Origin of the sequence: Acinetobacter sp. AL9, from assembly GCF_041464035.1 — a bacterium.
Lineage (GTDB): Bacteria > Pseudomonadota > Gammaproteobacteria > Pseudomonadales > Moraxellaceae > Acinetobacter > Acinetobacter towneri.
Genome location: NZ_JAYFSK010000025.1, coordinates 24,049 through 36,349, shown reverse-complemented (window position 1 = coordinate 36,349; position 12,301 = coordinate 24,049). Strand labels below are relative to the sequence as shown.

The window sequence follows — 12,301 nt, the reverse complement described above, 5'->3', positions numbered from 1 at the left end:
AATGGCAGTGTGTGGAGTGCGGTACGCTCCATGATCGGGATGTAAATTCCGCACTGAATATTCTTGCGCTCGGGCATGAGCGTCTAGCAGTAGGAATCTCCGTCCTTTAGGTCGGGGAGGATGTCAAGTTCAAATAGTCAGAATTCATATCAGCATCAAACAATCAGGGATTTGCCATGACACAAAACACAATGCAGCAGATTATTATTACAGAACCAGGTGGCCCAGAAAAATTAGCCTATGAAACGGTTGCAATACCTGAGCCACAAGCCAATGAGGTTTTGGTCAAAGTACATGCTTTTGGTTTGAATCGTCCTGATATTTTACAGCGTCAGGGTCTGTATCCTATGCCTAAAGGCGTGACGCCAGTGCCAGGTTTAGAAGTAGCAGGTGAAGTAGTTGCTGTGGGTGCAGATGTTAGCCAATTTAAAGTTGGTGATGCAGTGTGTGGCTTAACCAATGGTGGTGGTTATGCAGAATATTGTGTTGTACCAGAAAGCCAGACTTTGACAATTCCAACAGGTGTCAGTTTTGTACAAGCCGCTGCGATACCTGAAACGTTTTTTACTGTGTGGGCCAATGTATTCCAAATGGGCAAAGCCAAAGCAGGTGAAACGGCACTAATTCATGGCGGAACCAGTGGTATTGGTACAACTGCTTTAATGTTGTGCAAAGCCTTAGGTTTAAAAACCTTTGCAACTGTAGGTTCAGATGAAAAAGTACAGGCAATTTCACACCTCACCACAGCAATTAATTACAAGACACAAGATTTTGAACAAGTGATTAACGAAGTGACAGACAATGCTGGGGTTGATGTCATTTTAGATATTGTTGGTGCGCCGTATTTGGAACGTAATTTAAATTTATTACGTCGTGATGGTCGCTTGGTGTATATCGCATTCTTGGGTGGTGCAAAAGCCAAAGAAGTGAAACTTGGTCAAATTATGATGAAGCGTCTTACCATTACTGGTTCGACTATGCGCGCCCGCAATACTGCAGAAAAAGCTGAAATTACCAAAGGCTTGCAAGAGATTGTTTGGCCATTGTTAGCAAAAGGCGAATGTTTGCCAATGATTTATAAAACTTTCCAGTTTGATCAAATTCAACAAGCACATGCCGAAATGGATACAGGTGAGCATGTGGGCAAAGTAGTGGTCGAAGTGATTTAAAAACTCAAAATTTTATATCAGCCCGCATAAAAAACTGACCGAGTGTCAGTTTTTTTATGCATATTTTTATAGAAGATTTTAACAAAGATTTTTTGAATCTTTTTTAGCAATTATTTTAATCATAATTACATAAATATTCCTTTAAACTACAATTTAACACAATAAAATTTTTCCAAATAGTCAAATATTAAGGAGGTGTAGGACACACCCTGTCAATAATAGAGCTTATCTTTATATTCATTGAATTCATTCTCAAGATAACAAAACGGTTCATGTAAAATAATTTGATAGAGAGAGCAGGCTTATGAAAATTTTATCTGCATATACGCCAAAACACAGTCTACGTGCATTAAAACGGTTACACAAAAATATTGTTCGTCAGCAAATCAATGTTCGGAACTTAAATAAAATGTATCATGCGATGCTACATTTAGAACGCTATATTGACCGCCTCGATCATGATAAACGCGAAAACTTGTATTAAGTGTAAAGAGCAACCTGTTAATTATTTTTTACTAAAAAGTACAAGTGAGTTGAAAAGTTAAACCTGTTATTTATTGGATTATTCATTTGAAATAACGGGTTTTAAATAGACGGTAAAATTCAGGAGAAAAACTAAGGGAACAATAAGAAATTTAAAATAAACAAGGATGATCAAAGCTGAAAGATCAATTTTAAACTGCTGCACTGTAATAGGTGCAGCACTGCCTTGTGTGAACAATTGCTTCGGAATGTGTCGAGCTTTTAGCTAAATTGTGCGAAAATAGCGTTTTGCTATTTTTGTCCAAGGGCAGTACATGATTGACCAATCTCCTGAATCATTAAGTGATATCGAAATACTCGACATTTTGCAGTCTATGAAAAGTGATGAGCTAGACACAGAGGCAAAAGAAATTATCCGTAATGGTGGGAAAGCAGGTCGTCAGGAAGCGCATAAAGCAGCGTTGGTGGCACTTAATCAGTCATTCGAAAGCAAATTTGTAGAAGCAGTAAGTTTGGCTTTGCAGTTAAACGAAGCGCAAATGAAAAAAATCCGTTATAAAAAAGACCGTGTACGTATTTTAAAAGCACGTGGCATTGATTATTTAGCCATTGATGGCACAGAAACTGCACAAGTATTGGCTCAGGTTGCACAAGCGATTGTGCGTGAAGATGCTGTGGTGACGCATGATTTGCACAACATTTTTCCTTTCTGGAAAGAGGGCTGGCCGATGGTGCAATTCGACAATGTCTATAAAATTCTAGCTGAAGATATTGCGATTCACTATCAAGCGGTATTGGATGAATTGATCAGCAAATATTAAATAGATATTCAGCTGAATTTCAGAAGTATCAGTTCAGATTTAAAAAAGCACCACTTCATTTTGATGTGGTGCTTTTTTGTGAATGCGAGAAAATGTAGATGCAATCAGGCTGAACGAATACAAGGAATCTCACTATCCATCTGCTTCATTGTTGTTTTGTATTTCCTGCGTTTCTACAATTCGTGTCACTAAAAGTTGGTCAATTTTAAAATGATCGACGTCGACCACTTCAAATTTATAACCATCAAAAAGTACAGAGTCGGCAGGACGCGGGATTTTACGTAGCTTATACATCATAAAACCTGCAATGGTTTCATAATTTTCATCATCTGGCATTTCATCAATTTGCAGCGCGTGTTTAATGTCTTCAATTGGTGTACTGCCATCAATCAGCCAAGAATTGTTATCACGTTTAATGATTTGCTGATCTTCTTCAATAGGTGTTACCCAATCGCCCATCACAGTAATCATAATATCAGACAGGGTAATTACGCCCACAACCAACGCATATTCATTAATGACTACGGCAAATTTTTCTTTGGTCGAGCGGAAACGGTCTAAGACTTCAGACAGCGTGAGTGTATCTGGAATGGTTAATACATTACGGATGGTGCTTTCATTTAGTTGTAGTAAAGATTGATTATTGAGGATTCTGACCAAAATATCTTTGGCATCAACATAACCAATCACATCATCAATATTTTCGCTACAGACCAAAAATTTGGAATAAGGATATTCTGCAAGTTTTTGACGAATACTGGCTTCAGATTCCTTTAGGGTAAAAAACACCACATTTTCACGTGTGGTCATACTCGAAGGTACGTTACGTTCTTCGAGTTCAAACACGTTTTCGATAAAGTGATGTTCCTGCTTTTGTAAAACACCTGCTTGAGCGCCTGCATCCATGACTGCAGAAATATCATCAAAGGTAATATTGTCTTCGCGCGTGGTGTTTACTTTGAATAAACGGAACAGCACGTTGGCAATCGCATTAATCATCCATGCCAAAGGCTTGCATATCCGAATAAAAATTTGAATCGGATTAATCACCGATACCGCAATTTTTTCAGGGGCGATCATTGCCAAACGCTTAGGCATTAGGTCGGCAAATAAAATAAACAGCGAAGTCACTAAGGTAAATGACAAGGCAAAACTAAGCGTTTCAGCCCATGGTCCTTGATAGAAGCGCACAACTAAGTTGTAAAAATAAGGACGGAATGCGCCTTCACCTAAAATACCACCTAAAATGGCAACTGCATTTAAGCCAATTTGGGAGGCAGCAAAAAAGTCAGCTGAGTTTTCTTGTAGGTCTAAAACTTTTTGAGCACGTTCATCGCCTGATTCGGCTAAAATTTTCAGTTTAACTTTACGTGCACCAGCCAACGCAATTTCAGTCAGCGATAAAAAACCAGCTCCGACAATGAGGATGAGGATAATAACAATATTCTGGAAGAGGCTCACGAATCCACCTGTGGATTATATTATTTTAAATATAACAATTTGAATCTTTATTAAATCATGATTAAACAATGAGGAATATCGAAATATTCCTCATCTGAGTATAAGCGTTTGTGCCAATAAGTTCAGTGAATTTTTAATTAATAGGCTGAAAATTGAGAGTTATTCAGTAAAAACTCACGGTTTTCTTCTTCAATCATTTGGCGCGCTACATATAAAATCAATTGGCGTAACCAACGGTGTGCAGGGTGATGATGTAACAACGGACACCATGCCATCTTTAATTCAAATTCTGGAATATAAAATGGTGGGTCTTTAATCAGTAAACTTTGGCTTTTGGCTTGTAAGCGCGCAATACGTGTAGGTAAGGTTGCGACTAAATCTACATTAGACGCGAGTAGTGCAGGCATTTGATAATGACGGGTAAACACCGAAATTTTACGTTTTTGTCCAATACGCTCTAAAGCTTGATCAATCCAACCCAGTCCCGCTTGTTTCTCTGGATTCACACCAAAACCAACGCCCATACCTGTTTTAGAAACCCAAATATGTTGTGCATCTAAGTAGCTTTTTAAATTCAGGTTATTGGCAGCAGGGTGTTTGTGATTGAGCAGGCAAGAAAAACTATCACGCCAAACTAAAACCTGATGGAAACTTTGTGGAATTTCATTAAAACGGTTAATCGCCAAATCGACTTTACCTTGTTCCATGTCGCGATAAGACACATCACTCGGGGTTAAAAAGTCTAATACCACATTAGGTGCTTCAGAGCGTAAAGCTTTAACCAAGCGTGGGACTAATGTGGCTTCTGCGTAATCGGAGGTCATAATCCGAAATACACGATTTGAAGTATAAGGGCGGAACTCAGTACGCGGCTCCAAAATCATAGAAAGGTCAGATAAGGCATCGCGGATACGCGGTTGTAATTCTAAGGCACGTTCAGTTGGCGTCATGCCTTCAGAAGAACGAATCAGCAGGGGATCATTAAATAAATTGCGCAAACGACGTAAAATGTTACTCATCGCAGGTTGGGTAACGCCCAATTGTTCTGCAGCACGGGTTACATTTTTTTCACGAAGTAAGACGTCAAGATAAATTAATAGATTAAGATCAACCCGCTCCAGATTCATAAAATAAATACCGAAAATAAAATCACTAAATTATTGGGATTATGCCATAAGCCGTAAGGCTTGTGTATAAATTATGATGAAAAAATCGACGAGATAAACAGCAAAAAATCTGAATAAAAACAGCCAGCCCCATCATTATTTCCTAAAGAAATGTAGGTTGCCTAGTACTGCATCTATACTTTTTAATCTTAAATGCAAAAACACTTAAAAGCATTGGCAGAACTGATAGCAGATTCTATTTTGTATGAAACTTATGCACTTACATTGCGCTGAAAAGCAGCAAAATTTTGCTAAAAAATGGCAGAAATCGCCAATGCAAGCATTTTTTATGAAATGCAAGACTTAAGTCTAATGCAGAAAATATCGGCACAGAGATGAATTTGTAAGCAAAGATATTTGATTGATTTTCTAAATAAGGTTTTTAAAATCAATATGTTGTGTTTTTATTGTTTTTGTGAATTAAGACTTTGATCTATACATTTTTTTAAAAAATACCGAGAATTACACGAGAATATTGGATTAATTCATTCAGTCACTCTACTCTGTATTCATCGTAACGAAGTGCTCTAAATCTGAGCAATCAAGCATAAGCGCGATTTAGCCTTCGATTGATAAATCCTAAATAATATTACAGGGTACAATATCATGACTACATACCAAACAGCGATTGATGCAATCCGCGAATTAAAAGCAAAATTCGGCAACACTTGGGCAGACATCAGTCCTGAAGATGCTGCGCGTATGCAAATGCAAAACCGTTTCAAAACTGGTTTAGATATTGCTAAATATACAGCTGCGATTATGCGTCGTGATATGGCTGCTTATGATGCTGATTCAAGCAAATACACTCAATCTTTAGGTTGCTGGCACGGTTTTGTTGCGCAACAAAAAATGATTGCGAACAAAAAATACTTCGGTACTACTGAACGCCGTTATATCTACCTTTCTGGTTGGATGGTTGCTGCACTTCGTTCAGAATTCGGTCCACTTCCTGACCAATCTATGCACGAAAAAACTTCTGTTCCTGCATTGATCGAAGAAATCTACACATTCTTACGTCAAGCTGACGCAAAAGAATTAAACGATTTGTTCCGCGCACTTAAAAAAGCACAAGACGCTGGTGATACTGCTAAAGCTGCTGAAATCACTGCTCAAATCGACAACTTTGAAACTCACGTTGTGCCAATCATTGCGGACATCGACGCTGGTTTCGGTAACGAAGAAGCAACTTACTTATTAGCTAAGAAAATGATCGAAGCGGGTGCATGTGCACTTCAAATCGAAAACCAAGTTTCTGACGCGAAACAATGTGGTCACCAAGCTGGTAAAGTAACTGTTCCACACGAAGACTTCATCGCTAAAATCCACGCGTTACGTTATGCGTTCTTAGAAATGGGTCTTGACGACGGTATCATCGTTGCACGTACTGACTCTGAAGGCGCTGACTTAACTCAAAAAATCCCAGTAGTTAAAGAGCCAGGCGACATCGCTTCTCAATACATCAGCTACTTAGACACTCAAGAAATTGACATCTCTGAAGCGAAAGAAGACGAAATCCTAATCAAGCGTGATGGTAAATTACACCGTCCTAAGCGTTTAGCTTCTGGCTTGTACCAGTTCCGTGAAGGCACTCAAATTGACCGCGTTGTACTTGACTGTGTAACTAGCTTACAAAACGGTGCTGACCTTCTTTGGATCGAAACTGCGACTCCAAACGTAGAAGAAATCGCTCACATGGTTAACCGTGTACGTGAAGTTGTGCCAAATGCGAAACTTGTTTACAACAACTCTCCATCATTCAACTGGACACTGAACTTCCGTCAACAAGCGTACGACCGTTGGGTTGCTGAAGGTAAAGACGTATCTGCATACGACCGCGCTAAATTAATGAGCGCTGAGTACGACGATTCTGAATTGGCTGCTGAAGCTGACGAAAAAGTACGTACATTCCAAGCAGACGCTTCTCGTGAAGCAGGCGTGTTCCACCACTTGATCACTCTGCCTACTTACCACACAGCTGCTCTTTCTACTCACGAGCTTGCTCAAGGTTACTTCGGTTCTGAAGGTATGTTGGCTTATGTTGCTGGCGTACAACGTAAAGAAATCCGCGGTGGTATCGCTTGTGTTAAACACCAAGCAATGGCTGGTTCTGACATCGGTGACGATCACAAAGAAATTTTCTCTGGTGACAACGCGCTTAAAGCAGCGGACGAAGCTAAAAACACAATGAACCAATTCAACGCGTAATCGCTTGATGGTTTAAAAGAAAACCCTGCTGATGCAGGGTTTTTTTATGGCTATTTAAAATAGTCAAAGAACTTTGAAACATCCTTAAATTGATGTTCCTTCATTGATGAAATGCAGCAGCTGTAACCTATTTAATTTTGATCACATCTGCCTCTACAGAAGCAGGGTAATGGAAAGACACCTTAATCCATTGTTTTTGTTGTGCAGGAATTGGTTCTAAAAAATGCGGATCGACTACGGCTGCATATTCTTGATATTGCTGATCGACCAAAACCAAGTCATTGGCATGTAATTGTAATGCTTGATCAGATTGATTGTGAATTGCCAGAAAATAATCGTGTGCCATCACAGGGTCGTTTAATTCTTTGACCTCAACATTTTGTACGTGTTCAGCCTGAATATCGACATGCTTCAGGGCATTACTGACTTGCATATTTTCTACAGGATGTAAGAAAACCTGAGTTTCATTTTTCTGCTGATTTTGTGTCTTTTTCTGATTGTATAAACTGAATTTAAGACCGTGCGCTGTGAGTTGAATACGTGCATAGGCTTGCCCATTTTCTGTATTGAGCAACCATTCATTTGCCGTGTTTTGCGATGGGTGTTGGTTCTGTTTGTCTTGCTGATTGTTGCCCTGAGCAGCTTGAATCGTTCCCGCCACTTGGTTTTCGCGCTGGCGCTGTTTCGAGCGTTTAATGTCGCTGAGTTGAAAGGTTTGATCATCATTCAGGCGTAAATGAATCACATGCTGTTCACAGTTGTCACAAGGCAATAAGGCTCTAAAGTTACCTGTAGCTTGTCCTGTCCATGAAGTTGCTGAATTTTGAACTTCAGTTTTGGGCGTAATTTGTGGCTCAGAAGGCAAAGCGGATTGATATTCCCTGCTTGGATCAGTTGATCCGCAAGCTACTAAAAATAAGCTAAGTGTACTGAGTGCAATCGGATAACGATTCAGCATAAATGTTCTGAACTTCAAACTTGTCTTGCTGCCACCTTAAACTTTCACCTTGTATCTGAAAAGCCAATTTGCCTTATTTTTAATGAAGATTTGTAGCAAATCATAACAAGCCAGATGTTTTAAAGTTTTAAGTTTCACTTCAAGGATTACATCGGATTAGACCGTAAAAAACTCAGCAAACTGTGCGTAAATTTATATATTTACCATTTTAAACTTGCTTGAATCTAGCAATGAATAAGCGCAAAAACAGTATGATTTTGCATGGAATGACAAAAATAAGATGAGTGCAGGAAATTTTTATACATTTATAAAGTATTTGTTTATTTATTCGTCGTTTTAGACTTTTGTATTTGTCGATGCTTGCTAAAATTCGCACACTTTATTTGGGGTATGCGGTTGTGTTTGAAAAGTTAGCTGAGCGAAGCTTAAATTTAATGGGTTGGGAAATCGACAATCATTGTCCGTTGGAATTAGACCAATATGTGATGATTGCTGCACCGCATACCAGTAATTGGGATGCCTTATATGCACGCTTAGGGCTTAAAGCTTTGGGCGTTAATGTTCGCTTGACCATTAAAGACAGCTATATGAAATTGCCGTTTGGGCCATTTGTCCGTGCGATGGGAGGCATTGGTATAGACCGTCGTCCGAAAGCACCAGGCGAAGCACGACCTAGTATGGTTCAGCTCATGACGGACTTATTTAAAAACCATCCTAAATTGGTGATGTTGGTGACGCCTGAAGCCACACGTGCGCGTCAAGAACAATGGAAAACAGGTTTTTATCATGTTGCGTTAAATGCAGGTGTGCCAATTGCTTTGGCGTATATGGATTACGCAAAAAAGAAAACGGGTGTGGGAAAAATTGTGCATCCAACCGGTGATTTTGAAAAAGATATGGCTGAAATCATGGCATTTTATGCGCAGGTTCAAGCAAAATTTCCTGAAAGTTTTAGTGTCGATACACGTTACTATTCAGAATAAGCACACTATTTCAGTGTAATAATCTATCAAAACTAAAAGACAGGGGATTATCCCTGTCTTGCTTTAAAACGTGGATTGGATTTGCAAATCACAAATAATTTGCCACGACGTTTCACAATTTGACAATCGGCACGCGATTTTGCACTTTTTAAAGATGAACGAACTTTCATGAAGATAAACACTACAATATGTAATGTTATAATATTACATTAATAGATGACTCTTGAAAAGTGTCGATAGTCATAAAATTACCGCGTATCTTTTAAGGAGAAAATTTAAACAACAATCTTTTGGTATAAGCCCGCACGTACAGTTCCCGCTTTGCTCTCTTTAACTTTTTGCCAAGTCTGCGGTAATTTTAACAGGTTTAAATCACGATCTGCTTCAACATAAATCAGACCTTGTGCCGCAATGAGTGGATCAGCCAACCCTGCCAATTCTTCCCATAAATCTAAACTATAAGGCGGGTCTAAAAATACCAAATCAAACTGATCTTTTAGTGTCGCCAAAGCATGTTGTGCGGTAGAAACTTTTAATTGTGCTTTGCTTTTATTGACGCGTAATAATTCTAAATTTTGCTGTAAAAACTGTGCTTGTGTACGGTTTGGCTCAATCATGACCACGTGTGCCGCACCGCGAGACAGGGCTTCAAAAGCTAAAGCGCCCGAACCTGAACAGAGGTCTAACACTTTGGCGTTTTGCACATCCCACATTAACCAGTTGAATAAGGTTTCGCGCACTCGGTCGGGCGTAGGGCGTAATCCCTCAATTGAAGCAAAAGCCAACTGACGACGTTTCCATTCTCCACCAATAATGCGTAGTTGATTTTTCATGGCTTAGTCGCTCTCAATTGGGTTAGTGGGTACAACTGCTGTTGGCGCAGTTGCAGGTGGATTGGTTGGAGCTGAACTCGGAGTAGTTTGCGAAGGATTTGGGTTGAGCGCAGGGTGATTGGTTGCTGTATTCGGATTATTCACGTTATTCGTATTTGGTGCAGTAGATGAAGGGACTTCACCACTTGGCAATTCACTTGGTTTTAAACCTGCAGTCATTAAGCCACCACTCACTTGTGCGGCAGATGGACGAATTGGCTTTTTATTTTTATTCAGTAACCAATAGTCTAAAATTGGACGCGCCAAAGCCGTTGCTGCAGAACCACCGCGACCATTTTCTAGAATGATGGCAATTGCGATTTCAGGGTTTTCGGCAGGAGCGAAGCCAACAAATAAACCGTGGTCAAGCTGACGGTCGGTCAATAAGGCTTCGTTATAGCGTTTACCTTGCGCAATACTTTTAACCTGTGCTGTACCTGTTTTACCTGCAACTGAATATTGCAAGCCGCCTTTAATCCCTTTACCTGTACCTGATTGAATCACATCAACCATGGCATCACGCATTTTAATCCAGTCTTCTTCTGTGCCGTTAAAGTCAATTTTTCCGTTGGTACCATTGTGAACTTTAAATGGTTTCGCGCCACGACTTTCACGTAACACGTGCGGTGTGACTTTAAATCCTTTGTTGGCGGTGATGGCGGTGGCCATTGCTAATTGCAATGGTGTCGAGGTAAATGCACCCTGACCAATACTGACGGAAATTGTTTCACCTTTCATCCATTTGGCTTTGCGCGTACGCATTTTCCAGTCCGGGTTTGGGTAGAGTCCTGTGCTTTCACTTGGTAAATCGACCCCAGTTTTTTCACTAAAGCCAAATTGACGCATCCAGTCGTTCATTTTTTCAATGCCCATGCGATACGACAATACATAGAAGTAGGTATCACACGACACGACTTGAGCTTTGTGCATATCGACAATGCCATGCCCAGTTTTTTTATGGTCACGGAAACGGTGGCTGTCGCCTGGTAAAGTGAAATAACCATAATCCTGAATGGCGGTTTTCCAGTCGACATAGCCATAATGAATACCGCCTAAACCAAACATCGGCTTAATGGTAGAACCCGGTGGATAAACACCTTGTACTGCACGGTTATAGAGTGGTTGATCTAAATTATCGCGTAAGGCAGAGTAGTCGGTATGGCTAATACCTGTGACAAATAAGTTAGGGTTAAAACTCGGACTGGAGACTAAAGCTAAAATTTCACCTGTACGTGGGTCAAGTGCCACAATTGCACCACGGCGTTCTGCCAGTTGTTCAGAGGCGACCACTTGCAAGCCATAATCCAATGACAAAAACAAATCATTGCCACGTACAGGGTCTTTACGTCCTAAATTGCGCAGCACATTACCATGTGCATCGGCTTCTACAGATTCGTTGCCGGGTACGCCATGTAGCAAGTGCTCATACGATTTCTCCACCCCAATTTTGCCAATCAAGTTGGTGCCTGCATAAGCATCTTTGTCAATTTCTTTCAGTTCTTTGTCGTTAATGCGCCCGACATAACCAATCACGTGCGCAAATAAGTCACCATGCGGATAGTAACGTGTCATCTGGGTTTCAATATTGACCCCAGGGAATTGAAATTTAACTTCACTAAAACGGGCAATATCCGATTCATTTAAATTCAGCTTGATCGATACACGTTCAGTTTTACGTGAAGTTTTAATCCGACTTTTAAAGCGATCGATATCTTCTTCTGTCAGTTGTAAAACAGGTGTCAGTCGCGCAATGGTATCGTCAATATCTTCAACATCTGCACGGCTTAAAGTGGCTGAGAACACAGGGTAGTTATCTGCCAATAACACACCATTGCGGTCATAAATATAACCACGTGCAGGTGCGAGTGGTTGTAGCCGAATTCGGTTTTTATCTGATGCAGTCGCAAATTCATCGTAGCCGCTAATTTGTAAAAAGGCATAACGAGCCACCAACAGCAGCAAGAAAAAAACCACAACACCCACCGAAAAAAAGATGCGATTGCGAAAAATACGCTTCTCTTGCTGAGCATTTTTTAACGGATAGTGTTGTTTCATACAAAAATTGGCTTAACAAAAATGAGGGAGAACGAATTTGGACTATTCTAACGCATCTATTGGCAATTTTGAGTAACCATGTTTGACTGAATTGCCCGATTTAACCTAGAAGATGGGCGCAATCT

At 40.1% G+C, this 12,301-nt stretch carries 12 protein-coding genes; 6 read left to right on the top strand and 6 right to left on the bottom strand.

Going from position 1 to position 12,301, the window contains the following annotated elements; genetic code table 11:
• From ACEO2X_RS07645 to ACEO2X_RS07630, 4 genes are all read left to right on the top strand, one after another.
• On the top strand, positions 1 to 110 hold a 110-nt coding region (locus ACEO2X_RS07645; RefSeq protein ID WP_179990606.1), incomplete at its 5' end, for a transposase.
• 66 nt (positions 111 to 176) lie between these two features.
• Positions 177 to 1,169 (top strand): NAD(P)H-quinone oxidoreductase, encoded by a 993-nt coding sequence (locus tag ACEO2X_RS07640; protein WP_178318175.1) that lies wholly within the window; start codon positions 177 to 179, stop codon positions 1,167 to 1,169.
• Positions 1,170 to 1,473: 304 nt separating this feature from the next.
• Complete coding sequence (locus ACEO2X_RS07635) at positions 1,474 to 1,653, top strand: hypothetical protein (protein WP_096901477.1); 180 nt, start codon at positions 1,474 to 1,476, stop codon at positions 1,651 to 1,653.
• A 313-nt stretch (positions 1,654 to 1,966) separates the two neighbouring features.
• On the top strand, positions 1,967 to 2,473 hold the full coding sequence (locus ACEO2X_RS07630) for a hypothetical protein (RefSeq protein WP_004977287.1): 507 nt from the start codon (positions 1,967 to 1,969) through the stop codon (positions 2,471 to 2,473).
• A 132-nt stretch (positions 2,474 to 2,605) separates the two neighbouring features.
• Here the strand turns inward: ACEO2X_RS07630 and ACEO2X_RS07625 are convergent, their stop codons facing one another.
• Both ACEO2X_RS07625 and ACEO2X_RS07620 read right to left on the bottom strand, forming a co-directional pair.
• Complete coding sequence (locus ACEO2X_RS07625) at positions 2,606 to 3,934, bottom strand: hemolysin family protein (protein WP_180051653.1); 1,329 nt, start codon at positions 3,932 to 3,934, stop codon at positions 2,606 to 2,608.
• A 137-nt stretch (positions 3,935 to 4,071) separates the two neighbouring features.
• A complete protein-coding gene (locus ACEO2X_RS07620; RefSeq protein ID WP_004977282.1) occupies positions 4,072 to 5,061 on the bottom strand; it encodes a LysR family transcriptional regulator in 990 nt (329 codons plus the stop codon).
• Between the two features lie 645 nt (positions 5,062 to 5,706).
• On the opposite strand from ACEO2X_RS07620, the gene ACEO2X_RS07615 reads away from it, so the two are divergent.
• Positions 5,707 to 7,308, top strand: coding sequence for an isocitrate lyase (locus tag ACEO2X_RS07615; RefSeq protein WP_004977281.1), 1,602 nt, complete (start codon positions 5,707 to 5,709; stop codon positions 7,306 to 7,308).
• Between the two features lie 127 nt (positions 7,309 to 7,435).
• Here ACEO2X_RS07615 and ACEO2X_RS07610 read toward each other — a convergent pair whose 3' ends face one another.
• Entirely contained in the window at positions 7,436 to 8,266 is an 831-nt protein-coding gene (locus ACEO2X_RS07610; protein ID WP_096901480.1) for a copper resistance protein NlpE N-terminal domain-containing protein, read from the bottom strand.
• A gap of 356 nt (positions 8,267 to 8,622) precedes the next feature.
• Between ACEO2X_RS07610 and ACEO2X_RS07605 the strand changes: the two genes are divergently transcribed.
• On the top strand, positions 8,623 to 9,249 hold the full coding sequence (locus ACEO2X_RS07605; RefSeq protein ID WP_104852321.1) for a 1-acyl-sn-glycerol-3-phosphate acyltransferase: 627 nt from the start codon (positions 8,623 to 8,625) through the stop codon (positions 9,247 to 9,249).
• 47 nt (positions 9,250 to 9,296) lie between these two features.
• Here ACEO2X_RS07605 and ykgO read toward each other — a convergent pair whose 3' ends face one another.
• From ykgO to mrdA, 3 genes are all read right to left on the bottom strand, one after another.
• Positions 9,297 to 9,419 carry a type B 50S ribosomal protein L36 gene (ykgO, locus tag ACEO2X_RS07600; RefSeq protein ID WP_026438469.1) on the bottom strand — a complete coding sequence of 41 codons (123 nt, stop codon included), beginning with the start codon at positions 9,417 to 9,419 and terminating at the stop codon, positions 9,297 to 9,299.
• Positions 9,420 to 9,524: 105 nt separating this feature from the next.
• The gene (gene rsmD, locus ACEO2X_RS07595; protein ID WP_004970724.1) at positions 9,525 to 10,082 is read right to left on the bottom strand and encodes a 16S rRNA (guanine(966)-N(2))-methyltransferase RsmD; all 558 of its coding nucleotides are present in this window, start codon (positions 10,080 to 10,082) and stop codon (positions 9,525 to 9,527) included.
• A 3-nt stretch (positions 10,083 to 10,085) separates the two neighbouring features.
• Positions 10,086 to 12,176: a penicillin-binding protein 2 gene (gene mrdA, locus ACEO2X_RS07590; protein ID WP_096901482.1), complete on the bottom strand. Its 2,091-nt coding sequence runs from the start codon at positions 12,174 to 12,176 to the stop codon at positions 10,086 to 10,088.
• Positions 12,177 to 12,301 lie beyond the last annotated feature (125 nt).

Excerpts from the sequence above, each read along its gene's own strand:
- ACEO2X_RS07635 (WP_096901477.1), top strand. The coding sequence starts at position 1,474 with ATGAAAATTTTATCTGCATATACGCCAAAACACAGTCTACGTGCATTA.
- mrdA (WP_096901482.1), bottom strand. The coding sequence starts at position 12,176 with ATGAAACAACACTATCCGTTAAAAAATGCTCAGCAAGAGAAGCGTATT.
- ACEO2X_RS07610 (WP_096901480.1), bottom strand. The coding sequence starts at position 8,266 with ATGCTGAATCGTTATCCGATTGCACTCAGTACACTTAGCTTATTTTTA.
- ACEO2X_RS07640 (WP_178318175.1), top strand. The coding sequence starts at position 177 with ATGACACAAAACACAATGCAGCAGATTATTATTACAGAACCAGGTGGC.
- ACEO2X_RS07605 (WP_104852321.1), top strand. The coding sequence starts at position 8,623 with ATGCTTGCTAAAATTCGCACACTTTATTTGGGGTATGCGGTTGTGTTT.
- ACEO2X_RS07620 (WP_004977282.1), bottom strand. The coding sequence starts at position 5,061 with ATGAATCTGGAGCGGGTTGATCTTAATCTATTAATTTATCTTGACGTC.
- ykgO (WP_026438469.1), bottom strand. The coding sequence starts at position 9,419 with ATGAAAGTTCGTTCATCTTTAAAAAGTGCAAAATCGCGTGCCGATTGT.
- ACEO2X_RS07630 (WP_004977287.1), top strand. The coding sequence starts at position 1,967 with ATGATTGACCAATCTCCTGAATCATTAAGTGATATCGAAATACTCGAC.
- ACEO2X_RS07615 (WP_004977281.1), top strand. The coding sequence starts at position 5,707 with ATGACTACATACCAAACAGCGATTGATGCAATCCGCGAATTAAAAGCA.
- rsmD (WP_004970724.1), bottom strand. The coding sequence starts at position 10,082 with ATGAAAAATCAACTACGCATTATTGGTGGAGAATGGAAACGTCGTCAG.